We start from the raw sequence: 23,245 nt of genomic DNA on the forward strand, positions 1-23,245 counted from the left end.
TCAGCCGCCGGGCCCGCGCGCGGCCTCGTCCAGGAGGCGGCGCAGCCGCAGCCCGTCCGGGGCGACGGCCGTGGCCAGCGCGCCGGGGCCGGCCAGCGGTGCCAGGACGCCCTGGGCGTCGGGCCGTTGGTCACCGGACGGCCGGCCACGGTGCGGCTGGTCAGCGGCCGCGCCGAGCAGCCGGACCTCGGCCGGTGCGTCCTCGAACTCCGGTGTCACGACGAGGAGTTGGCCGACGGCCCGGTGGCCGCCCAGGACGGCAGAGGTGTCCCAGCCGGGGGCGCCGGGCCCGTAGGCGGTCTCCTGGTCGAGCAGGGTGCGCCCGGCGCGCCGGACGGTGAGCCGGCTGCGCAGGGCGCCGGTCGGCTCGCCGCTGCGGCCCAGCACCTGTTCCTCGCGGAGCACGAGCCGGGCGGTGGCGGCCAGTTCGACGGTCGTGGTCATCCGCAGGTCGCTGCCGGCGGCCGAGATCAGCGGCTCGGGCAGCCACTCCAGCCGGGCGCCCTCGCCCACCGTGAGGCGTACGTCGTAGTGGGCGGGCTCACCGGTCCGGCCGGGCAGTGCGACGGTGGCCGCGGCGGCCGTGAGGTGCAGGGCGCTGCCGGCCTCGGCGGTGACCTCGATGGCCAGCCGGTCACCGCCGAGCGGGGCGCTCATGGCGCCGACGACGCACACCCGGGCCGGGCCGCCGTGCGCGCGGAGCCGGCGCAGCGCGAACGGGCCGTCGCCGTCCAGGACGGGCAGCCGGGTGGTGCCGTCGGCATCGGCGCGGGCGACGATGCGGGCGGTGGCGCGCAGGCCGGCCGGGGACGGCGCGGTGGTCGCCGGTGCGGTCCGCGGAGGGAGGGCGAGCGTCATGCCGGGCCCGCGGTCCAGTCCGCCAGCCGGGCCCGGACCCAGTCCGACACCGGCCGCACGCCGTTCTCCGTCTTCAACGCCGTGAAGGCGACCGGGAGTTCGCCGCGCTGCGCCTTGGCGTCCCGGGCCATGCCCGCCAGGTCGACGCCGACGTACGGGGCGAGGTCGGTCTTGTTGATGACGAGCAGGTCGGCGGTGGTGACGCCGGGGCCGCCCTTGCGCGGGATGTCGTCACCGCCCGCGACGTCGATGACGAAGATCTGGAAGTCGACCAGGCCCTTGGAGAAGGTCGCGGTGAGGTTGTCGCCGCCGGACTCGACCAGGATGAGGTCGAGCGGGCCGACGGTGTCTTCGAGGTCCTCGACGGCCTCCAGGTTGGCGGAGATGTCGTCGCGGATCGCGGTGTGCGGGCAGGCGCCGGTCTCCACCGCGGAGATCCGCTCGGCCGGCAGCACGGCCTCGCGGAGCAGGAACTCGGCGTCCTCGCGGGTGTAGATGTCGTTGGTGACCACGGCGAGGGACAGCTCGTCGCGCAGGGCGCGGCAGAGCGCGGCGACGGTGGCGGTCTTGCCGGTGCCGACCGGGCCGCCCAGGCCGATGCGCAGCGCCCGGCGGCGCCCGTCCGCCCGTACGGGTGCGGCGGCGCTGTAGGTGTGGCGTTCGGGGAAGGTCTCGTGGTGGTCGAGGTGCATGGTCACTCCGGTGGTTCGTGCGGCCGCCGGGGGCGGCGCGGGTGCCGGCGGGGGCCGGGCGGGGTCAGGAGGCGAAGAGGCGGACCGGCCAGGCGGCGTGTGCTTCCGCGGTGATGTCGAGCAGCGGCGCGGACGCGGCGGGCAGCACGTCGGCTCCTTCGGCGGCGACCCGCTCCCCGGCCGCGGCGCCCTGCTCGGCGACCCGGTCGACGTCGGCGGCCAGGTGGGCGAGCACCGCGGTGGCGTCGAACGGGTCCAGGCTGAGCAGGCGGACGGCGGCGGTGGCCGGGCCGCTGAGGCTCTCGTAGGCCACGGCGTACGCGGCGTCCTGCGGCGACAGTCCGGCGGACCGGGCGGCCAGGCCCAGGACGACGGGCTGATGGGCGCCGCGCGGCCGGGCCGCGGCGAGCGCGTCGAGCGCGGGGTCCGGCCAGGTGGCGCGGGCGGCCCGCATCATCTGCCGGCCGAGCCGCCGGGCCACCTGCCGGAGCGCCGGGACAGGCGTGCGGGCGTCGGCGGCGTCGTCCAGGAGCAGCGGGTCGCAGCCGGCCGCGGCCGCCGCGGCGAGCGCGGCGGCGACCAGGCCCGTGGTGTGCAGCCGGCCCCGGCAGAAGCTCTCCAGGGTGGCGGCGTCCTTGATGCGCCCCGCGGCGACGGCCGGTTCGGCGCCGCCCGAGTGGGCGTGCCCTCCGGCAGGGAACCGGCCGTCGGCGAGGACGAGCAGCGCGGCGCGGCTCATCGGTGGTCCGTGGTGTTCATCGGGATCTTCCTCATGGCCGATCAGAAGAGGAAGTACCGCTGGGCCATGGGGAGTTCGGCGGCCGGGTGGGGTTCGACCACCTCGCCGTCGATGGTGACCGTGAAGGTGTCGGGGTCGACGTGGACCCGCGGCAGGGCGTCGTTGTTGCGCATGTCCGCCTTGGTGACACCGCGGGTGGAGCGGATCGCCTCGTACGCCTTGGCCAGCGGCAGGCGTCCGGGGAGGTCGTCCTCCAGGGCCTGCGGGGAGACGAAGTTGACCGAGTTGCTGCCGGGGGCCTTGCCGGTGGCGCCGAACATCGGGCGGGGCAGGACCGGCTGCGGGGTGGGGATGGAGGCGTTGGCGTCGCCCATCTGCGCGTACGCGATCTGCCCGCCCTTGATGACCAGTTGGGGCTTGACGCCGAAGAACGCCGGGTCCCACAGGACGAGGTCGGCGAGCTTGCCGTCCTCGACGGAGCCGACGAGGTGGTCGATGCCCTGGGCGAGGGCCGCGTTGATGGTGTACTTCGCGACGTAGCGGCGGGCCCGGTGGTTGTCCGCGCCGCCGTCGCCGGCCAAGGCGCCGCGGCGCCGCTTCATCACGTGCGCGGTCTGCCAGGTGCGCATCACGACCTCGCCGATCCGGCCCATGGCCTGGGCGTCGGAGGACATGATCGAGATGGCGCCGAGGTCGTGCAGGATGTCCTCGGCGGCGATGGTGGAGGGCCGGATCCGGGACTCGGCGAACGCCAGGTCCTCGGGGACGGCCGGGTTGAGGTGGTGGCAGACCATCAGCATGTCGAGGTGTTCCTCGACGGTGTTGACGGTGTGCGGCCGCGTGGGGTTGGTGGACGCGGGCAGCACGTTCGGCTCGGAGACCATGGCGATCATGTCGGGGGCGTGGCCGCCGCCGGCGCCCTCGACGTGGAACGCGTGGATGGAGCGGCCGGCGATGGCGGCGAGGGTGTCGCCGAGGAAGCCGGCCTCGTTCAGGGTGTCCGTGTGGATCGCGAGCTGGGCGCCGCTCTCCTCGCAGACGGTCAGGCAGGCGTCGATGACGGCGGGGGTGGCGCCCCAGTCCTCGTGGATCTTGAAGCCGAGGATGCCGGCCCGCAGCTGGTCGCGCATCGAGGCGAGGGAGGTGGTGTTGCCCTTGCCGAGCAGGCCGACGTTGACCGGGAAGGAGTCCATCGACTCCAGCAGCCGGGCGATGTGCCAGGCGCCGGGCGTGATGGTGGTGGCCTTGCTGCCCTCGGCCGGTCCGGTGCCGCCGCCGATGAGCGTGGTCACGCCGGAGGCGAGCGCCTCGTCCGCCTGCTGGGGGCAGATGAAATGGACGTGGGTGTCGATGCCGCCGGCGGTGAGGATCTTGCCGTTGCCGGCGATGATCTCGGTCTCGGGGCCGATGACCAGGTCGGGGTGGACGCCGTCCATGGTGTCGGGGTTGCCGGCCTTGCCGAGGGCGGTGATCCGGCCGTCGCGGATGCCGACGTCGGCCTTGACGACGCCCCAGTGGTCGAGAACCACCGCGCCGGTGATCACGGTGTCCGGGGCACCCTCGGCGCGGGTGGTGCGGGACTGGCCCATCGACTCGCGGATGACCTTGCCGCCGCCGAAGACCGCCTCGTCGCCGGCCCGGCCGGGTCCACCGGAGCGGTCCTCGGTGATCTCGATGACCAGGTCGGTGTCGGCGAGCCGGATCCGGTCGCCGGCGGTGGGGCCGAAGAGATCGGCGTACGCCTCGCGGGTCAGCTCAGCCATCGAGAGTGCCTCCGGTCTCGCCGCGCAGCCCCGGGACGATCCGCTTGCCCGCGAGCGGGACCAGCTCGACCTCGGTGGGGATGCCGGGCTCGAAGCGCACGGCGGAACCGGCCGGGACGTTCAGCCGCTTGCCGTGCGCGGCCGCGCGGTCGAAGTCGAGGCCGGGGTTGGCCTCGGCGAAGTGGTAGTGGGAGCCGACCTGGACGGGGCGGTCGGCGGCGTTGAGGACGGTCATGCGCGTGAGGGGGAAGCCTTCGTTGAGGCGTACCGGCTCGTCGGCGTAGAGGATCTGTCCCGGGATCATCGTCTGCTCTCCCGCGGTCAGTTGATGGGTTCGTGGACGGTGACGAGCTTGGTGCCGTCGGGGAAGGTGGCCTCGACCTGGACGTCGTGGATCATCTCGGGCACGCCCTCCATCACCTCGTCGCGGGTGAGGACCTTGCGGCCGGAGGACATCAGCTCGGCGACGGTACGGCCGTCCCGGGCGCCTTCGAGGATGTGCGCGGTCAGCAGCGCGATCGACTCGGGGTGGTTGAGCCTCAGCCCTCGGGCACGGCGCTTTTCGGCCACGCCTGCCGCCACATGAATCATCAAGCGTTCTTGTTCATGCGGGGTCAGTTGCATACCTTCCACCTCACTGTCTTCCCGCCCGGACACATTTGCCCAGGTCACGGGCGTGGGCACACCCGTATCGGTAGATGTATCACGCAGTTTTTAAAGGGGGAGCAAACCGACTTCCAGCACTTGGCCATCCACAGCCCCATCGGAGCAGGCTAGTTCGGCCGGATTTCATCGGCGTTACGACGAATGACGCGGAGGTATCGCAGCACATCACTGGCGCGTTCCTTACGCCGACGGTCCCCCGCTCACCGATACAGACGAACCCTCGGAAGTGCCGATCACCACGGTTCCGACATACCGGTCAGGTTCCGCTCTGCGAACACCCTTGTCCGATATGCGCTCTTGACGATCTACCAAGTGATCGCAATTCTCATGTGCGCGTCAAAACGCTCCGCACCATCCCCCCACACCTGTATCGGAGCCTTCACTGTGACCCGTTCTGCACGAATACGCCGGGCCGCGCTGGCCACCGGATGCGTCACCGCCCTGGCCGCCACCCTCTTCACCGCGGCCGGCGCCCACGCCGACCCCGCACCGGCGGCCGCCCCGGACATCGACGTCAAGGCCGTCAAGGCCGACCTCGACCAGCTCCAGTCCATCGCCGACGCCAACGGCGGCAACCGCGCCCACGGCAAGCCCGGCCACAAGGCGTCCATCGACTTCCTCAAGGGCAAGCTGGACCAGGCCGGATTCAAGACCCAGGTCCAGGAGTTCGACAACAACGGCGCCACCGGCTACAACCTCGTCGCCGACTGGCCGGGCGGCGACGAGAGCAAGACCGTCATGGCCGGCGCCCACGTGGACTCGGTCGACGCCGGTCCCGGCATCAACGACAACGGTTCCGGTTCGGCCGGCATCCTCGAAGTCGCGCTCGCGGTCTCCAAGTCCGGCCTCAAGCCCGCCAAGCACCTCCGGTTCGCCTGGTTCGGCGACGAGGAGGACGGCATGGTCGGCTCGCAGTCCTACGTCCAGAAGCTCGGCGCCGACACGAAGAAGATCGACGCCTACCTGAACTTCGACATGATCGGGTCGCCGAACCCGGGCTACTTCGTCTACGACGACGACGCGCGCCTGGAGAAGGTCTTCAAGGACTGGTTCGCCACGAAGAACATCGCCACCGAGAAGGAGACCGAGGGCGACGGGCGCTCGGACCACGCCTCCTTCAAGGACGCCGGCGTCGCGGTCGGCGGGCTCTTCTCGGGCGCGGACTACAAGAAGACCGAGGAGCAGGCGAAGAACTGGGGCGGCGAGGCGGGCAAGGCGTTCGACGCCTGCTACCACCAGTCCTGCGACACCTCGAAGAACATCGACGAGAAGGCGCTGGACACCAACACGGACGCCATCGCCTCCGCGATCTGGCAGCTCAGCTCCTGAGCCCTCCGCCTCCTTACCCGGTCAGCCCGCGCTGACCGTCATCTCTCGCGACCCGGTCGCCGGTCCCCGGCGGCCGGGTCGCGGTGTTCCGCGGCGATGCCGAAGCGCCGCCGTTCGCCCGGAGCGGACGTCAGGGGCCGGACGGCGGAGACCGTGCTGATCACCTGCTCGTCCTCCGCGCCCTGCTCACGCCGCCCCAGCTCTTCGAGAAGCTGCAGGTCAGCGGCGGAAACCAGCGCCGCGAGCGGCTTGCCGTGGCGGGTGACGACCACCCGCTCGCCGCCGTAGACGACGCGGTTGATCAGATCCGCCAGCTCCGCCCGGGCTTGCGTCACCGGAATTTCGTAGGCCATGCTCCCATTCTAACGGGATGTACATCCTGTACATTTTTTACAGAGGGAAGGGGCAGACCATGCTGCGACCGACGGCCCGCTACGTGCTTCCGGAGTTCACCGAGCGCACCACGCAGGGGACGGTGACGATGGACCCGTACTCCAAGCTGCTCAGCGAGCGGATCATCTTTCTGGGAACCCCGATCGACGACACCGCCGCCAACGACGTCATGGCGCAGCTGATCCACCTCGAACACGCCGCGCCCGAGCGGGACATCTCGCTCTACATCAACTCCCCCGGCGGCTCGGTCACCGCGATGACCGCGATCTACGACACGATGCGCTTCGTGTCGTGCGACGTGGAGACCGTCTGCCTGGGGCAGGCCGCGTCCTCCGCCGCGGTGCTGCTGGCCGCCGGCGCCCCCGGCAAGCGGCTGGCGCTCCCGGGCGCCCGGGTGCTGATCCACCAGCCGTCGGTGAGCGAACCGTTCGAGGGCCAGGCCACCGACCTCTACATTCAGGCGCAGGAACTGCTGCGCAGCCGCGCCATGCTGGAGGACATGCTGGCACTGCACACCGGTCAGCCCCGCGAGCGGATCGCTGCGGACATCGAGCGCGACAAGATCTTCGACGCCCCCGCCGCGCAGGCGTACGGCCTGATCGACGGGCTCACCCGCAACCGCAAGCAGCCGGCCGACCAGCGCGCCGGGCGGTGAGCCGGATGTGGCCCCCACAGACTCCGCCGCTGCCCGCCCTGACCCGCGCCGAGGGGCAGCTGATCGACTCTTATCTGGAGGCGCTCGACCTGCTGGGCCGGATCAACCCGGCCCGCGGCGGCGGCACCTACCAAGCCCTGCGCGCCGCTCAGGCGCTGGTGAGCAAGTCCGCCGAACTACGGGACGCGCTGACGCTGATGCACAACCGGGGCGAGCACGAGCGGCACGGCGAGACGCTGGCCCGGGCCCTGCGGGTGCTGGACGGGGAACGCCGGGCCGGATACGTGACGGTGCCGCCGGCCCGGGAATCCTGATCCGACACGCGCGCCCGCGCTGCCCGGACGGCGTAGCGTCCGCGCGTGCGGTAAGGGGGCGACGAATTGCGCGGGGCACCGGAATTACTGCGGTTGCCGATGTTTCGCCCCAGGTCCGGGGGGTGCCAGAGGCGACCCTCAAGCCTGCAATGGGGCAATTCCCACCATTCGGCGCAACTGTGGCGCATGTCACATTCGGCATTTTCAACTCGGAATTCGGGTGGTGGGTGCGTGAGGATCCCTTCGACGACAAGACCCCGCCACAGCGACGGGGCGGTCCGGCCGGGCGCCTAATCCCGCCGCCGTGCCGGATGTCCGGTCGATGCGTGTGGATCGGCGGGAGCGGAGGACCCGAGCAGTACGGGGTCCAGGGCCCGCACGGCCCGACGGACTCCTTGGGGTGAAGCCGTGGAAGCGGCCGGGCATCTTCGCCTGCCCGAACCCGACAGGTCTTCCTTCGCAGGCGGCTGACGAAGGGTTTGCGCATGACCGTGCGCACGCATACGCCGCATCTGCTGGCCCGCGCCGGCGCCGTGTCCGCACTGGCACTGGCCACGCTCGGCGGGACCACGCTCGCCCCGGGAACCACCGCCGACGCCGAGGCCGCGACCGTCTCCGCACATGCGCTGCGGATCGCGGCCTCCAAGCGGGGCTCGCCCTACCAGTACGGGGCCATGGGCCCGTACCGCTTCGACTGTTCGGGCCTGACCGTGTACTCGTTCAAACGCGCCGGCCGGGAACTGCCGCGGACCGCCGCGCAGCAGTACGGCCGGACCCGGCACATCCCGGCCGCCGCCCGGAAACGCGGGGACCTGGTCTTCTTCCACTCGGGCAACGGCATCTACCACGTCGGCATCTACGCCGGGCACGGCCGGATGTGGCATGCGCCCAAGGCCGGCAGCGTGGTGCGGCTGGAGAGGATCTGGAGCCGCGCGGTCTCGTACGGAAGAGTCCGCTGAGCTGCGGTGACGGGCGGCCGCCCGGTGAAGTGTCAGTGGCCCCCGGTAACTTGACGGGGTGACCTCGGAACTGAGCAAGGTGCTGACGGCCGCGGCGCGGGGCTGCTTCCCGCCCGCGGACGGTTCGGTGACGGTGCTGCCCCAGCCGTCCCCGCGGGACGTGGGCGTGGTGTCGTTCACCTGCCATGCCGTGGTGTTCGCGGACGTGGAGCCGTCCTGGGTGCACGCCCGGATAGCCCCCGGCGACCTCGCCGGCCCGCTCAGTCCGCCGTTCCTCACCGCGCTGGGTGAGCGGACCGGCCGCGAGGCCAACAACATCGACCTGGCCACGGTCGCCGAGGCGCTGCCCGGGCCGCCGCCGCTGGAGCTGGTGGAGACCACGGACCACGGCCATCCGCGGATCGTGCGGGCGCTGCACCACCGCGACGAGGTGCGGGTCTGGACGACCGGGGACGGCGGGACGCTGGTCCTCGGCCGGGGTGTGGCCGGCCGCTGGGAGCTGGCGGTGGAGGTCGAGGGCGCCGGCCAGGGCCGCGGCCTCGGCCGCCGGCTGGCGCACGCCGCCCGCCATCTCATACCGGCGGACGAACGGCTCTGGGCCCAAGCCGCCCCCGGCAACGCCCGCAGCGTCCGTGCCCTGCTGGCCGCGGGGTTCGTACCGGTGGGCGCGGAGGTGCTGATGGTGCCGGTCGGTGGGCGCGGCTGAGCAGAAGCCGCTGCGTGGGCAGGGCACCGGTGGTGGCCTCCCGCACGCGGGGCAGACTGCGCGCGCTGCTGTGCGGGGCGTTCGGCCGCCCCTCCCCGTACCGTGGCGGCGGATTTCGCGTGAACGGCGGCCTTCCGTGGCGGCCGCGCCGTCAGCCGACCGCGACCCGCCAGGGCAGGCTGATCCAGACGGTCTTGCCGCCCGTGGCGGTCGGGACGACGGAGAGCCGGCCGCCGGCCTCCGCGGCGAGGAAGCGGATGATGACCAGCCCCCGGCCGTTGTCCTGCTGGACCGCGGCGGGCAGCCGGCGCGGGCGGCGCGGGTGACTGTCGGTGACCCCGACGCGCAGCTCCTCGTCACGGTCCAGCCGGAGTTCGAGGGTGAAGGTCGGGGACTGGCCGAAGGTGTGCTGGACCGCGTTGGTGGCGAGTTCGGAGACGATCAGGCGGACCGCGTCGGCGGTGGCGGAACCTGCGGGCAGACCCCATTCGGTGAGCACCGCGAGGGCGTGTCCGCGGGCGAGGCGGACCGATTCCGGGACGCTCGGCAGGGTGAGTGCGGATTCCTGGTGGTCTGCCATCGCGACGCCGTCCCTTTCCCACCGAGGCCGGCTCCGGTCCGCTGACCGGGGAGCCGGTGTGCCGCTCGGGTCAACGATGCGGCCTCGGGCTTCTGCTGGAGCGCCAGACTGCCACCCGTGCCCCCGGTGTGGTGCTCGATCCAGCAACATATACAGATATCTATCGCTCGATGCGGTGAACTCTGCGACGGAAGACCGGATAGGGGAGGCCGTGCCGGTCACCCACCGTCACCGGGGTTCAGTTCATCGGCGGCGCGGTGGCGACGATCGTGCCCACCGCCCGGTCGAGCTGGCTGTCCGTCAGGTCCGCGCGGGCGGTGAGCCGCAGCCGGGAGATCCCGTCCGGAACGGACGGCGGGCGGAAGCAGCCGACCGCGAGGCCGGCCGTGCGGCAGTCGGTGGCCCAGCGGACCGCGGCCTCCGGCGAGGGGGCGCGGACGGACACCACCGCGGCGTCCGGCCGTACCGCCGTCAGGCCGGCCGCGGTGAGCCGGCGGTGCAGTTCACGGGCGACCTCGCCGGCCCGGGCGGCGCGCTCGGGTTCGCGGCCGATCAGCCGCAGCGCGGCCAGCGCGCCGCCGGCCGCGGCGGGGGCCAGCCCGGTGTCGAAGATGAACGTCCGGGCGGTGTTGACCAGGTGCTCGATGACCCGGGCCGGGCCGAGCACCGCGCCGCCCTGGGAGCCGAGCGACTTGGAGAGCGTCACGGTGGCGACCACGTCGGCGTCCCCGGCCAGTCCGGCCGCCGCGAGCGCCCCCCGGCCGCCGTCGCCGAGGACACCCAGGCCATGGGCGTCGTCGACGAGCAGCGCGGCGCCGTGCGACCGGCAGGCGGCGGCCAGTGCGGGCAGCGGTGCGGCGTCGCCGTCGACCGAGAACACCGAGTCGGTGACCACCAGCGCCCGCCCGTCGTGGCCGGCCAGAGTGCCGCCTACGGCCTCGGGGTCGGCGTGCGGGGCGACCTCGGTGCGGGCCCGGGAGAGCCGGCAGCCGTCGATGAGGGAGGCGTGGTTGCCGGCGTCGGAGACGACCAGGGTGCCGGGTGCGGTCAGCGCGGTGACCGCGGCCAGATTCGCGGCATATCCGGACGACAGCACCAGAGCCGCCTCGAAGCCGCAGAACGCGGCGAGCTCCGCCTCCAGCCGGGCATGGAGTTCGGTGCTGCCGGAGACCAGCCGGGAGCCGGTGGCGCCGGCGCCCCAGAGCTGCGCGGCCTCGGCCGCGGCGTGGGTGACCTCCGGGTGCCGGGAGAGTCCGAGATAGTCGTTTCCGGCCAGGTCGAGCAGCGGGCAGTCGGCCGGGCGGGGGCGCAGCGCGCGGACCAGGCCGGCACGTTGGCGTTCGGCGCGGGCGGTGTCGAGCCAGTCGAAGGCCGAGCCGGGGGCCGGTCCGGCGGCGGGCGGGGGCGCGGTGTCGCTCAGCGGCGGCGCGACGGAGTCCTGCGGCATCGGCGTCCTTCGTCGAGGGCTCGATTGTGGGCTGTCGATAGACGTTAGCGGTCGTTCCGCCCGGTCACGGTGTGGCGATACACACACCCCGATCGACGCGCGTTGTGGGAATCCTCCTTGGCCGGGGGCGGGGGCGTAGGACAGGATCATCGCCATGGACCTGCTGAACACACTGGTGGACAAGGGACTGCGGCGCGAGTTGCCGACCCGTGAAGAGGCGCTGGCCGTGCTGGCGACTTCCGATGACGAACTGCTCGACGTCGTGGCCGCGGCCGGAAAGGTGCGCCGCCAGTGGTTCGGGCGGCGGGTCAAGCTCAACTACCTCGTCAACCTCAAGTCGGGCCTGTGCCCGGAGGACTGCTCGTACTGCTCGCAGCGGCTGGGGTCGAAGGCCGAGATCCTCAAGTACACCTGGCTGAAGCCCGATGACGCCTCCAAGGCGGCCGCCGCCGGGGTGGCCGGCGGTGCCAAGCGGGTGTGCCTGGTGGCCAGCGGCCGCGGCCCGACGGACAAGGACGTGGACCGGGTCTCGGAGACCATCTCCGCGATCAAGGAGCAGAACGAGGGCGTGGAGGTGTGCGCCTGTCTGGGCCTGCTCTCCGACGGCCAGGCCGAGCGGCTGCGCGCGGCGGGTGCCGATGCCTACAACCACAACCTCAACACCTCGGAAGCCACCTACGGCGACATCTGCACCACGCATGACTTCTCCGACCGGGTCTCCACCGTCCAGCAGGCCCAGGCCGCGGGCATGTCCGCCTGCTCCGGGCTGATCGCCGGTATGGGCGAGAGCGACGCCGACCTCGTCGACGTGGTGTTCGCGCTGCGCGAGCTGGACCCGGACTCGGTGCCGGTCAACTTCCTGATCCCGTTCGAGGGCACCCCGCTCGCCAAGGAGTGGAACCTCACCCCGCAGCGTGCGCTGCGCATCCTGGCGATGGTGCGGTTCGTCTGCCCGGACATCGAGGTGCGGCTGGCCGGCGGCCGCGAGGTGCATCTGCGCAGTCTGCAGCCGCTGGCCCTGCACCTGGTCAACTCCATCTTCCTGGGCGACTACCTGACCAGCGAGGGCCAGGCCGGAAAGGACGACCTGGCGATGATCGAGGACGCCGGCTTCGAGGTGGAGGGCACGGACACCACCACGCTGCCCGAGCACCGCCGGCCGTGCGGCGAGCAGGTGGCCGCGGCCCCGGAGACGGACGCCGAGGCGCCCGCCGCCACCGTCCCCGCCCCGTCCGACGAGGCCCGCCGCGATCTGGTGTCGGTGCGCCGCCGCGGCGCCGGTACCGACCTCCCGCCCAATGCCTGAGCCGCTCGGCCCCCGCGAACTGCTCGCCCTGGACCGGCAGCACGTCTGGCACCCGTACGGGCCGATGCCCGGCACCGCCGCGCCGCTGCTGGTCGAGTCGGCCTCCGGCGTCCGGCTGCGGCTGGCCGAACCGGCCGAGGGGCAGGACGAGTTGGTGGACGGGATGTCCTCCTGGTGGTCGGCGGTGCACGGCTACAACCACCCGGTGCTCAACGACGCCGCCCGCGGCCAGCTGGAGCGGATGAGCCATGTGATGTTCGGCGGGCTCACCCACGAGCCCGCGGTGCGGCTGGTCAAGCGGCTGGTCGACATCACGCCGGAGCCGCTGCAGCACGTCTTCCTCGCCGACTCCGGTTCGGTGTCGGTCGAGGTCGCCGTGAAGATGTGCCTGCAGTACTGGCGTTCCCTGGGAAAGCCCCGCAAACAGCGGTTGCTGACCTGGCGCGGCGGCTACCACGGCGACACCTGGCAGCCGATGTCGGTGTGCGATCCGGACGGCGGGATGCACGAGCTGTGGCAGGGGGTGCTGCCGCGGCAGATCTTCGCGGACACCCCGCCGCCCGGTTTCGACGCCCCGGCCGACCCGGCGTACGCGGACCAGCTGCGCGAGCTGATCGGCCGGCACGCCGACGAGCTGGCGGCGGTGATCGTCGAGCCGGTGGTGCAGGGCGCGGGCGGGATGTCGTTCCACTCCCCCGAGTACCTCCGGGTGCTGCGGGAGGCCTGCGACGCGCACGACGTGCTGCTGGTGTTCGACGAGATCGCCACCGGCTTCGGCCGTACCGGTGCGCTGTTCGCCGCCGGGCACGCGGGTGTGGCGCCCGATGTGATGTGCCTCGGCAAGGCGCTGACCGGCGGTTATCTGACGCTGGCCGCGACGCTGTGCACCACGGCGGTGGCGGACGGGATCTCGCGCGGCGAACTGCCGGTGCTGGCGCACGGTCCCACGTTCATGGGCAATCCGCTGGCCACCGCGGTCGCCGACGCCTCGATCGAGCTGCTGCTGTCGCAGGACTGGGCGCAGGAGGTCAAGCGCATCGAGGCCGGACTGCGGGCCGGGCTGGCGCCCGCCGCGGAGATCCCCGGAGTGCGCGACGTCCGGGTGCTCGGCGCGATCGGCGTGGTGCAGCTCGACCATGCGGTGGACATGACGGCCGCGACCCGGGCGGCCGTGGCTGCGGGTGTGTGGCTGCGGCCGTTCCGGGATCTGATCTACACGATGCCGCCGTACATCACCGGTGACGCCGAGGTGGCGCGGATCTGCGCCGCGGTGTGCGCCGCGGCGCGCGAGGGCTGAGGACCGGGGACCCGGGACCATCCGAACGACACGGCCTTCGGCCGATGAGGAGTGACGAAGAGATGTCGGTGCTGTTCGTGACGGGCACGGGCACGGAGATCGGCAAGACGGTGACCACGGCCGCGATCGCGGCGGCCGCGCTCGCCCGGGGCCGTTCGGTGGCGGTGCTCAAGCCGGCCCAGACCGGGGTCACCGCGGACGAGACGGGCGATGCCGCGGAGGTCGAGCGGCTGGCCGGCCCGGTCACCACCGTGGAACTCGCCCGCTATCCCGACCCGTTGGCGCCCGCGACGGCCGCCCTGCGGGCCGGTCTGCCGCCGGTGGGGCCGCAGGAGATCGCCGAGGCCGCCGCCAAGCTGGCCGTCTCGCACGACCTGGTGCTGGTCGAGGGCGCGGGCGGGCTGCTCGTCCGGCTGGACGCGGAGGGCCACACCCTCGCCGACGCGGCCCGGCTGGCGGACGCCCCCGTGCTGGTGGTCGTCCAGGCCGGGCTGGGCACCCTCAACTCCACCGCGCTGACCGCGCTGGCGCTGCGCCACTACGCTCTCGACTCCCCCGGCATCGTCGTCGGCAGTTGGCCGGCCGACCCCGATCTGGCGTCCCGCTGCAATCTGACGGACCTTCCGGAGGCCGCCGGGGCCCCGCTGCTGGGCGTGATCCCGGAAGGCTCCGGGGCACTGCCGCCGAGCGCCTTCCGGGCCGCGGCCCCGACGTGGCTGGCCCCGACGCTCGGCGGCAGCAAGGCGCCTTAGAGGACCGCGACGGTCTCCGTGTTCGCGTAGCTGAACCCGTCCTCGTCGAAGTAGAAGACGCTCAGCTTCACCTTGTCGCCCTTGGCGAAGTGCGAGCCGACGGCCGGGCGCAGGGTGATCCGCGCGGTGTGGTCGGCGTAGTCGCAGACGAGCTGGGCCTTCTTGATGGTGCCGGCCGCGATCGACTCCTCGTGGCCGGTGGTGTTGAGCTTGGTGGCGTTGGCGACCAGCTGGTGGTTCATGCCCTCGTCGCAGGAGTACGTGACCTTCGCCTGCAGGCCGGGCTGGTGGAGCGTGACCTTGTTGATGGTCAGCAGGTTGGCCTTGGCCGCCGCGGACGGCGCGGCGGCCAGTGCGCCGGCTCCCAGCAGGAGCGTGGCGGCGGCGGTACCGGCGAGCCGGCGCCCGAAACGGGTCGACGTGATCGACTTCATCGTGTTCCTTCCCCCCTGTGCGGTCACCTTGGTCGGGCATGGCAGAGGATTTCCGCATGCGCGGTGACTGCGACAGTTGTTCGGTTTGACGGTTGATCATACGGGATCTTCCCGGCGGAAATCGGCGAGCCGTCGCACCGGTTCGCGGGCACACTGCGGGGATGGTGGATCTCGCGTACGCGGACCGGAGCCTCGCCGAGTGGTACGACCTCCTCAACCCCTGGGGGCCGGGCGACGACTTCTACCTGGACCTGGTGATGTCCGCGGACTCCGTCCTGGACGTCGGCTGCGGTACGGGCACCCTGTTGCACCGCGCCCGGGCGCGCGGCCACCGGGGCCGGCTGTGCGGACTCGATCCGGCGGACGGGATGCTGGAGCGGGCGCGCCGGCGCACCGACATCGAATGGCTCGCGGGCGACGCGCTGTCGCTGGCCGGCAAGAATCGTCCCGGCCCGGTCTTCGACCTGGTCGTGATGACCGGGCACGCCTTCCAAGTCCTCGTCGGGGAAGCGGAGTTGCGGGATTCGCTGGCGGCGGTCCGCGCCACGCTGGCGGAGGGCGGCCGGTTCGCGTTCGAGACCCGTAATCCGCTGGTGCGGCCCTGGGAGCGGTGGACGCCGGACCGGGCGGTCGAGGTGAGGGACGCGGACGGGGTCACGGTGCGCGTCGCCCACCGGGTCGACCTGCCGGTGCGCGGGGACGTCGTCCACTTCACGGAGACCTTCAGCGCACCGGACGGCACCCGGCCGCGGGTGAGCCGGAGCAGCCTGCGGTTCCTCGACGCCCGGACGCTGGGCGAGCGCCTGGCCGGGGCGGGGCTGACCGTCGAGGAGCAGTACGGCGACTGGGACCGCCGCCCGCTCACCCCGGACGCCCCGGAGATCATCACACTCTGCCGGGCCGCGCCGGCCGGGACTCGCCGCGCCTTCCGCTGGGGAGACTGACAGCAGCAGCGGGCATCGGGCAGCGCGGGAACACCGGGAAAAGGGGTCGTCATGAGGCAGCGCAGGGGAGTTCCGCTCGGCACCGTCCACCACCCGGTCTTCGCCCGCTTCTACGCGACCTGCTGCGGGCCGGCCGCGGATGCGCGGGCGGGGGTGGCGCGGCTCCGCAGGGAGCTGCTGACCGGGGCGACCGGCCGGGTCATCGAGGTCGGCGCGGGCACCGGGCTGAACTTCGCGCACTACCCGGGCACGGTCTCGGAGGTGGTGGCGATCGAGCCGGAGCCGACGCTGCGCCAGGTGGCGCGGGCGGCGGCGGCCCGGGCGGAGGTGCCGGTGGACCTGGTGCCGGGGGTGGCGGAGGCGCTGCCGGTGAAGAGTGAGGCGTTCGACACGGCGGTGGCGTCGCTGGTGCTGTGCTCCGTACGGGAGACCCGGCGGGCGCTGGCGGAGCTGCGGCGGGTGCTGCGGCCCGGCGGGGAACTGCGGTTCTTCGAGCACGGGCGGGCCGCGGGTCGCGGCCTGGCGGCGGTGCAGTGGTCGCTGGACCACACGGTGTGGCCGCTGCTGATGGGTGGCTGCCACACCGGCCGGGACCCACTGGGCGAGATCCGGGCGGCCGGTTTCGAGGTGGTGCGGGTGCGGCGGCTGAAGGTCCCGGAGCGCGGTCCTACGCTGCCGACCTCCCCGGCGGTGCTGGGGCTGGCCCGGCGGCCGGCCGACTGACCGCAGCGGGCCGGGCCGGGCGCGCCGGGCCGGGGCGCCGACGGTCACCGGTTCCACCGCGGGACCGGCCGGCGTGTCACAGGATCCAGGTGCGCAGTTCGTCCGCGATGGCGTGGACGTCCGCGGTGCCCTCCTTGATGAGCCGGGCGAGGTCGCGGACCCGCTCGGGCGAGGTGGTGATCTTCAGGCCGCTGGCGACGAGGTAGCCGTAGGCGACGGCGGTCGCGAACATCGCGTTCGAGCGCTCCAACGCCGGGACCTGGAGCAGGAGTTGGAGCAGCGCGGCGGCGCGGTCCGGCGGCTCGGGGTAGACGGGTACGCCGAATATCTCGGCGTCGTGGCGGCTGACCGCGGCCACCAGGGCACCCCAGTCGGTGACCTGGGGGTCCCCGGGGGTGTGCTGTTCGGCGATCAGGAGGAGCCAGGCGAGGTCGATGCGCAGCGTCACGTCGTGCCCGGCAGTCCCTCGCGGTCCGCGGGCGTGGCGGGTCCGGGCGCGCCGCCCGTGTCCCGGCCGAATTCCTCGGCGAAGACCCGCTCGTACTGCTTCATGAAGTCGGAGGCGGCCTCGACGAAGGTCTGGCCCACCTCGCCGGCGTCGCGCAGGACGAGCTCCTCGATATAGCGGTTCATGCTCACTCCCCGCTGCAGGGCGCGCTCCCGCGCCGCTTCGGCGGTGGCTTCGTCCACCCGGACGTTCAGCTGTGTCTTCGCCACTCCTTCACGCTAGCGCGCTGGCGCTAGCACCGGCAAGCGCCGCCGGTGCGCCCGGCCCGCGGTCCGCGTGCCGCTGCCGGGGGCGCCGGGGCCGATGGCGGACGATGTGATCCGTTGTGCGACCGGACCGTCCACGACCGCTCGGCCGTCAGGAGGACCACCGCCGTGTCCGTGCCCGCTCCCGTGCCGCATCTGAAGCGCAGCCTGCGGCGCTTCGACATCATGGCGATCGGTATCGCCGCCGTGATCTCCTTCGACGTGATCGGGCAGATCGCCGCCGGCGGCGGTCAGGCCGTCACGTGGATCGGGGTGATCGTGGTGGCGTTCCTGCTGCCGTACGCGCTGATCTTCGCCGAGACCGGCGCCGCGTTCCCGCAGGAGGGCGGCCCCTACGTGTGGGTGGAGGTGGCGTTCGGCCGGCTGCCGGCCGTGCTCACCACGATGTTCTACTGGGTGACCAACCCGGTCTGGCTCGGCGGTTCGCTGGTGTTCCTGGCCGCCGAGGCCTGGGACGGCTTCGTCTTCCCGCTCGGCACGGGCACGGTGGCCGACTACGCCTTCAAACTGGTCTTCATCTGGATCGCGATCCTCACCGCGGTGATCTCGCTGCGCCGCGGCAAGTGGATCACCACGGCCGGCGCCGGCGCCAAGGTCCTGGCGCTGGCCTTCTTCACCGCGACGGCGGTGGCGTACGGCCTCCAGCACGGCTTCCGCGGCCTGGGGACGGCCGGTTTCGCGCCGTCGGCGGCCGGGTTCCTGGCGCTGGTTCCGGTGCTGCTGTTCGCGTTCGTCGGGTTCGAGGCGCCGAACGCGGCCGGGGACGAGATGCTCGATCCGCGGCGCGACGTACCGGTCGCGATCGCGGTGTCCGCGTCCGTCGCCACCTGCTGCTATCTGCTGCCGGTGCTGGCCATCCTGTCCGCCGCCCCGGCCGGCCGGATCACCGGTGTCGGCGGCTTCATGGAGGCGGCCCGGCTGGTCTTCGGGATCTACGGGAGCTGGCGCGGACCGCTGCTGTCCTTCGTGGCCGTGCTGTTCGCGCTGTCGCTGCTGACACAAGGCAGCGCCTGGATGATCGTCGCCGACCGGATGCAGGCGATGGCGGCCGCCGACGGCGGGTTCTTCACCCGGGCGCTGGGCGCCTTCCATCCGCGGCTGGGCACCCCGGTCCGGATGAACCTGCTGTCCGGCGTCACCGCCACCGTCTTCATGGCGGCGGCGATGAACCTGGCGAACGGCGACGCCTCGGCGATCTTCGGCGTGGTGCTCACCGTCGCCATCACCACCCTGCTGCTGTCGTACCTCGCCGTGATCCCCGCCCTGCTGGCGCTCCGTCTGCACCACCGCGCGGCACCGCGCCCGTACCGCGTCCCGTTCGGCACCCGCGGGTTCACGGTCGCCACCCTGCTCGTCTACGCCTGGATCCTGCTCGGCTGCTGGGTGGCGCTGTTCCCCGGCACGCTGGAGCAGCTCGTCGGCTTCCGCTACGACTTCCGGGCCACCTGGGGCGTCTCCCGGCTCACCTTCGAGGCGTTCACCCTCGGTACGGTCGCGGTGCTGCTGGCGATCGCGGCGGCCGGCTATCTGGTGCAGCGGTGGCGGGCCCCGTCGGCGGACGACCGGACGCCCTGAGACGAACGGGCCGTGCTTGCATGGGAGTTGACCGGTCGCGACCGGCACCGGTCACCGCATCGACGAGGGGGTTCCATGCCACGTCCGTTCCGCTTCGGCGTCAACATGCTCACGCTGGAGGCCGGGGATTCCTGGCGCCGGAAGTGCCGCCGGGCCGAGGAGCTGGGCTATGACGTCCTGCTCGTACCGGACCACCTGGGGATGCCGGCGCCGTTCCCCGCACTGATCGCCGCGGCGGAGGCGACCGAACGGCCGCGGGTGGGCACGTTCGTGCTCAACGCGGGGTTCTGGAACCCGGCGCTGCTGGCCCGCGAGGTGGCGACCACCGACGCACTCACCGGCGGGCGGCTGGAGCTGGGGCTGGGCACCGGTTACGTCCGCGCCGAGCACGAGACCGCCCAACTGCCCTGGGGGTCGCCCCGCGAACGGGTGGACCATCTGGTGCGCACCGTCGAGGAACTGGACCGGCTGCTGGGCGACCCGGACCAGGCGCCGCGGCCGGCGCAGCGGCCCCGGCCGCCGCTGCTGATCGGCGGGAACGGCCCGCGGATGTTGCGGCTGGCGGCCGAACACGCCGAGATCGCGGCGTTCACCGGCGGCCGCCAGGCACCCGGCAGGCCGGAGGGCACCCTGGAGCTGATGCCCGCGGACGAACTGGCGGCGTCCGTGGCCCGCTACGAGGGGTACGCGGCCGGCCGCCCGGAGCCGGCCGAGCGCAACCTCCTCGTCCAGCAGGTGCGGAACACCAACGACCGGCGGGCGGTCGCCCGGGAGGTCGCGGACCGCGGCATCGGGCTGGACGAGGAGCAGGCGCTGGAGGTGCCGACCCTGCTGATCGGCACCCCGCGGCAGATGGCCGAGCAGCTGCGGGAGCACCGCGAGCGGTTCGGCTTCTCGTACCTCACGGTCCTGGATTCCGCGCTGGAGGAGTTCGCTCCGGTGCTGGAGGAGCTGCGCGGCAGCTGACCGTCCCGGGCTACGGAATGGAGTGGCGGGCCGGGGGCAGCGGCTGCTTGGCTCGGCGCATGATCGACATGGACATCCGGCCGGCCGTTCCCTCCGACGCCCAGGCGGTGCTCGGTTTTTGGGAGGCGGCCGCCGAGGGCACGAGCATCAGCGACGACGTGGAGGGGGTGCGGCGCCTCATCGAGCGCGATCCGGAGGCGCTGCTCCTGGCCGAGTCGCAGGGCACGCTGGTCGGCACGGTGATCGCCGGCTGGGACGGCTGGCGGGCCTCGCTGTACCGGCTCGCCGTGCATCCGTCCCACCGCCGGCGCGGCATCTCGAAGGCGCTGCTGGCCGCGGCCGAGGAGCGCTTCGTGAAGCTGGGTGGGCGGCGCGGGGACGCCATGGTGCTGCAGGCGAACGAGCGGGCCCAGCACGCCTGGGCGGCGGCGGGCTACCGCCGCGAGGAGCAGTGGCGCCGCTGGACGAAGCCGCTGGTCTGAGCGCCGCCGGAACCGGAATCCACCCAGCCCCGGAGCCCCGTCCCGACACCCTCGGGGCGGGGCTCTCCCCACACGCCACTTTGCCGATCCTTTACCATGGTCCTTCCCGACCACGAGCGAAAGGTGTGTGAGCGTCCAGCCATGGGCGAGCCTCCCGGTAGTCGAGCATCCCGGCGACGATGCGCGAACCTGCCCGTCCTGTACCAGCATGGGACGGAGGTGACCCGATGACCGACCTGCTCTTCCTGGGCGTGGCGCTCCTCCTGACCCTCGCCTGTGGTGTCTTCGTGGCGGCCGAGTTCTCGCTGACGACCGTCGAGCGCAGCGACCTCGAACGCGCCGCCGAGCGCGGCGAGCGCGGCGCGGACAGCGCGCTGAAGGCGGTCCGCGGCCTGACCTTCCAGCTCTCCGGTGCCCAGCTCGGCATCACCGTCACCGGCCTGGTCATCGGCATGCTGTCCAAGCCGGCCATCGCCACCCTGCTGGCGGGCCCGCTGGGCGCCGTGGGGCTGTCGCACGCCGTGGCGGAGTCGGTGGCACTGGTGCTCGGCACCGCGATCTCCACGGTCGTCCTGATGGTGGTCGGCGAGCTGGTCCCCAAGAACTGGGCCATCTCCCACCCGCTGAGCATCGCCAAGAAGGTCGCGACCGCCCAGCGCGGGTTCAGCGCCGCCTTCAAGCCGTTCATCCGGCACCTCAACAACACCGCCAACCGCACCGTCCGCCGGATGGGCCTGGAACCCGCCGAGGAGCTCGCCTCGGCCCGCGGCCCGCAGGAGCTGGTCGCACTGGCCCGGCACTCGGCCAAGGAAGGCGCACTGGAGGCGGACACCGCCGAGCTGTTCGTCCGGACCCTCAACCTCGCCGACCTGACCGCGGAGAACGTCATGACCCCGCGGGTCCAGGTGGTGGCGCTGGAGGTGCAGTCCACCGCCGAGGACGTCGCCAACGCGACCCGGGCGACCGGGCTGTCCCGCTTCCCGGTCTACCGCGGCAGCCTGGACAGCGTCGTCGGCGTGGCGCACATCAAGGACGTGCTGACCGTCCCGGCCGAACGCCGGCTGCGCCACCCGGTCTCCGAGCTGCTGCGCGAACCGCTGCTGGTGCCGGCGACGCTGACCGTGGACCGGCTGCTGGACCGGCTGTCCGGCCGGCGCACGATGGCCGTGGTCATCGACGAGTACGGCGGCACGGCCGGCGTCGTGACGCTGGAGGACATCGTCGAGGAGGTCGTCGGCGAGGTACGCGACGAACACGACCCGCTGGAAACCCCCGACCTGGCCCCGGCCGGCTCCGACGCCGAGGGCCGCAGCGCCTACCAGGCCGACGGCGGCGCCCGCACCGACCAGCTGGAACGCATCGGCCTGCGCGCCCCGGAGGGCCCGTACGAGACGCTGGCCGGACTGATCGCCACCGAGCTCGGCCGGATACCGGTCGCCGGTGACCACCTGGAAGTGGCCGGCTGGACCATGGACGTCCTGGACGCCTCCGGCCACCGCGCGGCGCGGGTGCTGCTGCACGCCCCCCTGCCGGGCGCCGGCGAGGGGACGGAGGCCGCCCGATGACCGCGCTCCAGCTGCTCGTGGGCCTGCTGACGCTGGTCGTCAACGCCTTCTTCGTCGGCGCCGAGTTCGCCCTGATCTCCGTGCGCCGCAGCCAGATCGAGCCGTACGCCGAACGCGGGGACCGGCGGGCGACCAGTGTGATGTGGGGGCTCTCCCACGTGTCGGCACTGCTGGCCGCCGCCCAGCTCGGGATCACCCTGTGCACCCTGGTCCTGGGCGCGGTCGCCGAACCTGCCATCGCGCACCTGATGGAACCGGTCTTCCACATGGTGGGCATCTCGCACGCACTCGTCCACCCGATCTCGTTCGTGATCGCCCTGGCCCTGGCCACGTACCTGCACATGCTGTTCGGCGAGATGGTGCCGAAGAACGTGGCACTGGCCGAGCCGGTACGCACCGCGCTCGCCCTGGGGCCGCCGCTGGTCGCGCTCACCCGGGCACTGCGTCCGGTGATCTTCACGGTCAACGCGTTCGCCAACGTACTGCTCAAGCTGCTGCGGGTGGAGACCAGGAACGAGGTGGCCGCGACGTTCTCGGACGCCCAACTGGCGCGGATGGTCGAGGACTCCCGGGAGGCCGGACTCCTCGACGAGCGGGCCCAGGAACGCCTCCGGGACGCCCTGGAACTGGGCCGCCGGCCGGTCCGGGACGTGATCCTCCCGGCCGAGAAGGTGGTCTCGGCCCGGATGGGCACCACCGCCGAGGAGCTGGAGCAGCTGGCCGCGGAGTCCGGCTTCTCCCGCTTCCCCGTCCTCGACGACACCCGCCGCATCCTCGGCTACCTCCACGTCAAGGACGCGCTGGACGCCGCCCCGCGCAACGTGCCGTTCCCCGTCTCGGCCCTCCGCCCCATCGCCCGGGTCCGCGCCGCGACCCCGCTGGACGACGTCCTGACCGCCATGCGGGGCTCGCGCACCCACCTCGCGGCCGTCATCGGCGACGACGGCCGCCTGGCCGGCCTGGTCACGATGGAGGACGTCCTGCGGGAGCTGGTCCTTTGACGTTGCGCTTTGCGCTTGGCTTTCCTCCCACGTACCCGTCTGTCCCGCCGTCGGGGTTGCGCATTGCGGCGCCGCCCACGTACTCGGCTGCAGCGCCGTGGTCGTTGCTCGCCGTTGCGCTTTGCGGCGCCGCGTACGTTGCTGGCCGTCCCGCCGCGGGTGTTGTTCGCCGTTGCGCCTGCGGCGGGCTGGGTGGGTGTTGGGTGCGGTGACGGACCTGCGGGGCCGGTGTTTGGGACTGCTGTCGCTTTACGTCCCAAACACCGGCCCCTCCGGCCCGTCCCCTCCCGTTGGGGGAGGGGGAAGAGGTGAGTGGGGGTGGGCG

At 72.8% G+C, this 23,245-nt stretch carries 27 protein-coding genes and 1 riboswitch; of the genes, 15 read left to right on the forward strand and 12 right to left on the reverse strand.

The genetic code is table 11. The features are described 5' to 3' along the window. From IG62_RS0130895 to IG62_RS0130920, 6 genes are all read right to left on the reverse strand, one after another. Nucleotides 1-858, reverse strand: a complete 858-nt coding sequence (locus tag IG62_RS0130895) for an urease accessory protein UreD (protein WP_030810735.1) — start codon at nt 856-858, stop codon at nt 1-3. Then, on the reverse strand, nt 855-1,550 hold the full coding sequence (ureG, locus tag IG62_RS0130900) for an urease accessory protein UreG (protein ID WP_030810736.1): 696 nt from the start codon (nt 1,548-1,550) through the stop codon (nt 855-857). Before ureG ends, IG62_RS0130895 begins: the two co-directional genes overlap by 4 nt. 64 nt (nt 1,551-1,614) lie before the next feature. Further along, nucleotides 1,615-2,289, reverse strand: coding sequence for an urease accessory protein UreF (locus IG62_RS0130905; RefSeq protein WP_030810739.1), 675 nt, complete (start codon nt 2,287-2,289; stop codon nt 1,615-1,617). Nucleotides 2,290-2,330: 41 nt separating this feature from the next. Next, nucleotides 2,331-4,052 (reverse strand): urease subunit alpha, encoded by a 1,722-nt coding sequence (locus tag IG62_RS0130910; protein WP_030810742.1) that lies wholly within the window; start codon nt 4,050-4,052, stop codon nt 2,331-2,333. After that, the gene (locus IG62_RS0130915) at nt 4,045-4,356 is read right to left on the reverse strand and encodes an urease subunit beta (protein ID WP_030810744.1); all 312 of its coding nucleotides are present in this window, start codon (nt 4,354-4,356) and stop codon (nt 4,045-4,047) included. The genes IG62_RS0130910 and IG62_RS0130915 overlap by 8 nt, the downstream gene beginning before the upstream one ends. 17 nt (nt 4,357-4,373) lie before the next feature. After that, a complete protein-coding gene (locus tag IG62_RS0130920) occupies nt 4,374-4,676 on the reverse strand; it encodes an urease subunit gamma (RefSeq protein WP_030810746.1) in 303 nt (100 codons plus the stop codon). 426 nt (nt 4,677-5,102) lie between these two features. Between IG62_RS0130920 and IG62_RS0130925 the strand changes: the two genes are divergently transcribed. After that, nucleotides 5,103-6,047, forward strand: coding sequence for a M28 family metallopeptidase (locus IG62_RS0130925; RefSeq protein WP_030810749.1), 945 nt, complete (start codon nt 5,103-5,105; stop codon nt 6,045-6,047). A gap of 38 nt (nt 6,048-6,085) precedes the next feature. On the opposite strand, the gene IG62_RS0130930 is transcribed toward IG62_RS0130925, so the two are convergent. Further along, nucleotides 6,086-6,400 (reverse strand): type II toxin-antitoxin system Phd/YefM family antitoxin, encoded by a 315-nt coding sequence (locus tag IG62_RS0130930; protein WP_030810751.1) that lies wholly within the window; start codon nt 6,398-6,400, stop codon nt 6,086-6,088. 59 nt (nt 6,401-6,459) lie between these two features. On the opposite strand from IG62_RS0130930, the gene IG62_RS0130935 reads away from it, so the two are divergent. From IG62_RS0130935 to IG62_RS0130950, 4 genes are all read left to right on the forward strand, one after another. After that, complete coding sequence (locus IG62_RS0130935) at nt 6,460-7,095, forward strand: ATP-dependent Clp protease proteolytic subunit (RefSeq protein ID WP_030810755.1); 636 nt, start codon at nt 6,460-6,462, stop codon at nt 7,093-7,095. A 5-nt stretch (nt 7,096-7,100) separates the two neighbouring features. Then, the gene (locus IG62_RS0130940) at nt 7,101-7,409 is read left to right on the forward strand and encodes a hypothetical protein (protein WP_030810758.1); all 309 of its coding nucleotides are present in this window, start codon (nt 7,101-7,103) and stop codon (nt 7,407-7,409) included. Between the two features lie 307 nt (nt 7,410-7,716). Beyond that, a riboswitch (cyclic di-AMP (ydaO/yuaA leader) is annotated at nt 7,717-7,890 on the forward strand. Between the two features lie 4 nt (nt 7,891-7,894). Beyond that, nucleotides 7,895-8,368: a C40 family peptidase gene (locus IG62_RS0130945; protein ID WP_030810760.1), complete on the forward strand. Its 474-nt coding sequence runs from the start codon at nt 7,895-7,897 to the stop codon at nt 8,366-8,368. Nucleotides 8,369-8,426: 58 nt separating this feature from the next. Then, nucleotides 8,427-9,074 carry a GNAT family N-acetyltransferase gene (locus IG62_RS0130950; protein WP_030810762.1) on the forward strand — a complete coding sequence of 216 codons (648 nt, stop codon included), beginning with the start codon at nt 8,427-8,429 and terminating at the stop codon, nt 9,072-9,074. 151 nt (nt 9,075-9,225) lie between these two features. Here the strand turns inward: IG62_RS0130950 and IG62_RS0130955 are convergent, their stop codons facing one another. Then, nucleotides 9,226-9,654, reverse strand: coding sequence for an ATP-binding protein (locus tag IG62_RS0130955; protein ID WP_030810765.1), 429 nt, complete (start codon nt 9,652-9,654; stop codon nt 9,226-9,228). A 238-nt stretch (nt 9,655-9,892) separates the two neighbouring features. Beyond that, nucleotides 9,893-11,101, reverse strand: coding sequence for an 8-amino-7-oxononanoate synthase (locus tag IG62_RS0130960; protein ID WP_037839721.1), 1,209 nt, complete (start codon nt 11,099-11,101; stop codon nt 9,893-9,895). 154 nt (nt 11,102-11,255) lie between these two features. Here IG62_RS0130960 and bioB point away from each other — a divergent pair, with 154 nt between their 5' ends. The 3 genes from bioB to bioD all read left to right on the forward strand — a co-directional run bounded on the left by bioB (nt 11,256) and on the right by bioD (nt 14,456). Beyond that, nucleotides 11,256-12,407, forward strand: a complete 1,152-nt coding sequence (gene bioB, locus IG62_RS0130965; protein WP_030810769.1) for a biotin synthase BioB — start codon at nt 11,256-11,258, stop codon at nt 12,405-12,407. After that, complete coding sequence (locus IG62_RS0130970) at nt 12,400-13,704, forward strand: adenosylmethionine--8-amino-7-oxononanoate transaminase (RefSeq protein WP_030810771.1); 1,305 nt, start codon at nt 12,400-12,402, stop codon at nt 13,702-13,704. The genes bioB and IG62_RS0130970 overlap by 8 nt, the downstream gene beginning before the upstream one ends. 62 nt (nt 13,705-13,766) lie before the next feature. Beyond that, nucleotides 13,767-14,456, forward strand: coding sequence for a dethiobiotin synthase (bioD, locus tag IG62_RS0130975; protein WP_030810773.1), 690 nt, complete (start codon nt 13,767-13,769; stop codon nt 14,454-14,456). On the opposite strand, the gene IG62_RS0130980 is transcribed toward bioD, so the two are convergent. After that, nucleotides 14,453-14,890, reverse strand: coding sequence for a hypothetical protein (locus tag IG62_RS0130980; protein ID WP_234326814.1), 438 nt, complete (start codon nt 14,888-14,890; stop codon nt 14,453-14,455). The genes bioD and IG62_RS0130980 overlap by 4 nt on opposite strands. A 161-nt stretch (nt 14,891-15,051) precedes the next feature. Here IG62_RS0130980 and IG62_RS0130985 point away from each other — a divergent pair, with 161 nt between their 5' ends. Both IG62_RS0130985 and IG62_RS0130990 read left to right on the forward strand, forming a co-directional pair. Further along, on the forward strand, nt 15,052-15,834 hold the full coding sequence (locus IG62_RS0130985) for a class I SAM-dependent DNA methyltransferase (RefSeq protein WP_030810777.1): 783 nt from the start codon (nt 15,052-15,054) through the stop codon (nt 15,832-15,834). 51 nt (nt 15,835-15,885) lie between these two features. Continuing rightward, nucleotides 15,886-16,557 carry a class I SAM-dependent methyltransferase gene (locus IG62_RS0130990; RefSeq protein ID WP_030810780.1) on the forward strand — a complete coding sequence of 224 codons (672 nt, stop codon included), beginning with the start codon at nt 15,886-15,888 and terminating at the stop codon, nt 16,555-16,557. A 76-nt stretch (nt 16,558-16,633) separates the two neighbouring features. Here IG62_RS0130990 and IG62_RS0130995 read toward each other — a convergent pair whose 3' ends face one another. Then, nucleotides 16,634-17,005 (reverse strand): hypothetical protein, encoded by a 372-nt coding sequence (locus tag IG62_RS0130995; RefSeq protein WP_030810783.1) that lies wholly within the window; start codon nt 17,003-17,005, stop codon nt 16,634-16,636. Continuing rightward, entirely contained in the window at nt 17,002-17,274 is a 273-nt protein-coding gene (locus tag IG62_RS0131000) for a toxin-antitoxin system HicB family antitoxin (RefSeq protein ID WP_030810786.1), read from the reverse strand. The genes IG62_RS0130995 and IG62_RS0131000 overlap by 4 nt, the downstream gene beginning before the upstream one ends. Nucleotides 17,275-17,439: 165 nt before the next feature. On the opposite strand from IG62_RS0131000, the gene IG62_RS0131005 reads away from it, so the two are divergent. The 5 genes from IG62_RS0131005 to IG62_RS0131025 all read left to right on the forward strand — a co-directional run bounded on the left by IG62_RS0131005 (nt 17,440) and on the right by IG62_RS0131025 (nt 22,920). Beyond that, the gene (locus IG62_RS0131005) at nt 17,440-18,906 is read left to right on the forward strand and encodes an APC family permease (RefSeq protein ID WP_037839725.1); all 1,467 of its coding nucleotides are present in this window, start codon (nt 17,440-17,442) and stop codon (nt 18,904-18,906) included. A 75-nt stretch (nt 18,907-18,981) separates the two neighbouring features. After that, nucleotides 18,982-19,872, forward strand: a complete 891-nt coding sequence (locus tag IG62_RS0131010) for an LLM class F420-dependent oxidoreductase (RefSeq protein WP_030810791.1) — start codon at nt 18,982-18,984, stop codon at nt 19,870-19,872. A 59-nt stretch (nt 19,873-19,931) separates the two neighbouring features. Continuing rightward, the gene (locus IG62_RS0131015; protein WP_030810794.1) at nt 19,932-20,354 is read left to right on the forward strand and encodes a GNAT family N-acetyltransferase; all 423 of its coding nucleotides are present in this window, start codon (nt 19,932-19,934) and stop codon (nt 20,352-20,354) included. A 227-nt stretch (nt 20,355-20,581) separates the two neighbouring features. Beyond that, the gene (locus tag IG62_RS0131020) at nt 20,582-21,919 is read left to right on the forward strand and encodes a hemolysin family protein (RefSeq protein WP_030810797.1); all 1,338 of its coding nucleotides are present in this window, start codon (nt 20,582-20,584) and stop codon (nt 21,917-21,919) included. Next, nucleotides 21,916-22,920, forward strand: a complete 1,005-nt coding sequence (locus IG62_RS0131025; protein ID WP_030810800.1) for a hemolysin family protein — start codon at nt 21,916-21,918, stop codon at nt 22,918-22,920. The genes IG62_RS0131020 and IG62_RS0131025 overlap by 4 nt, the downstream gene beginning before the upstream one ends. Nucleotides 22,921-23,245 lie beyond the last annotated feature (325 nt).

This window comes from Streptomyces sp. NRRL S-337, from assembly GCF_000720175.1.
Lineage (GTDB): Bacteria > Actinomycetota > Actinomycetes > Streptomycetales > Streptomycetaceae > Streptomyces > Streptomyces siderophoricus.

Coding starts and splice junctions, on each gene's coding strand:
- IG62_RS0130895 (WP_030810735.1), bottom strand. CDS start 858: ATGACGCTCGCCCTCCCTCCGCGGACCGCACCGGCGACCACCGCGCCG.
- ureG (WP_030810736.1), bottom strand. CDS start 1,550: ATGCACCTCGACCACCACGAGACCTTCCCCGAACGCCACACCTACAGC.
- IG62_RS0130905 (WP_030810739.1), bottom strand. CDS start 2,289: ATGAGCCGCGCCGCGCTGCTCGTCCTCGCCGACGGCCGGTTCCCTGCC.
- IG62_RS0130910 (WP_030810742.1), bottom strand. CDS start 4,052: ATGGCTGAGCTGACCCGCGAGGCGTACGCCGATCTCTTCGGCCCCACC.
- IG62_RS0130915 (WP_030810744.1), bottom strand. CDS start 4,356: ATGATCCCGGGACAGATCCTCTACGCCGACGAGCCGGTACGCCTCAAC.
- IG62_RS0130920 (WP_030810746.1), bottom strand. CDS start 4,676: ATGCAACTGACCCCGCATGAACAAGAACGCTTGATGATTCATGTGGCG.
- IG62_RS0130930 (WP_030810751.1), bottom strand. CDS start 6,400: ATGGCCTACGAAATTCCGGTGACGCAAGCCCGGGCGGAGCTGGCGGAT.
- IG62_RS0130935 (WP_030810755.1), top strand. CDS start 6,460: ATGCTGCGACCGACGGCCCGCTACGTGCTTCCGGAGTTCACCGAGCGC.
- IG62_RS0130940 (WP_030810758.1), top strand. CDS start 7,101: ATGTGGCCCCCACAGACTCCGCCGCTGCCCGCCCTGACCCGCGCCGAG.
- IG62_RS0130945 (WP_030810760.1), top strand. CDS start 7,895: ATGACCGTGCGCACGCATACGCCGCATCTGCTGGCCCGCGCCGGCGCC.
- IG62_RS0130955 (WP_030810765.1), bottom strand. CDS start 9,654: ATGGCAGACCACCAGGAATCCGCACTCACCCTGCCGAGCGTCCCGGAA.
- IG62_RS0130960 (WP_037839721.1), bottom strand. CDS start 11,101: ATGCCGCAGGACTCCGTCGCGCCGCCGCTGAGCGACACCGCGCCCCCG.
- bioB (WP_030810769.1), top strand. CDS start 11,256: ATGGACCTGCTGAACACACTGGTGGACAAGGGACTGCGGCGCGAGTTG.
- IG62_RS0130970 (WP_030810771.1), top strand. CDS start 12,400: ATGCCTGAGCCGCTCGGCCCCCGCGAACTGCTCGCCCTGGACCGGCAG.
- bioD (WP_030810773.1), top strand. CDS start 13,767: ATGTCGGTGCTGTTCGTGACGGGCACGGGCACGGAGATCGGCAAGACG.
- IG62_RS0130980 (WP_234326814.1), bottom strand. CDS start 14,890: ATGAAGTCGATCACGTCGACCCGTTTCGGGCGCCGGCTCGCCGGTACC.
- IG62_RS0130985 (WP_030810777.1), top strand. CDS start 15,052: ATGGTGGATCTCGCGTACGCGGACCGGAGCCTCGCCGAGTGGTACGAC.
- IG62_RS0130990 (WP_030810780.1), top strand. CDS start 15,886: ATGAGGCAGCGCAGGGGAGTTCCGCTCGGCACCGTCCACCACCCGGTC.
- IG62_RS0131010 (WP_030810791.1), top strand. CDS start 18,982: ATGCCACGTCCGTTCCGCTTCGGCGTCAACATGCTCACGCTGGAGGCC.
- IG62_RS0131015 (WP_030810794.1), top strand. CDS start 19,932: ATGATCGACATGGACATCCGGCCGGCCGTTCCCTCCGACGCCCAGGCG.
- IG62_RS0131020 (WP_030810797.1), top strand. CDS start 20,582: ATGACCGACCTGCTCTTCCTGGGCGTGGCGCTCCTCCTGACCCTCGCC.
- IG62_RS0131025 (WP_030810800.1), top strand. CDS start 21,916: ATGACCGCGCTCCAGCTGCTCGTGGGCCTGCTGACGCTGGTCGTCAAC.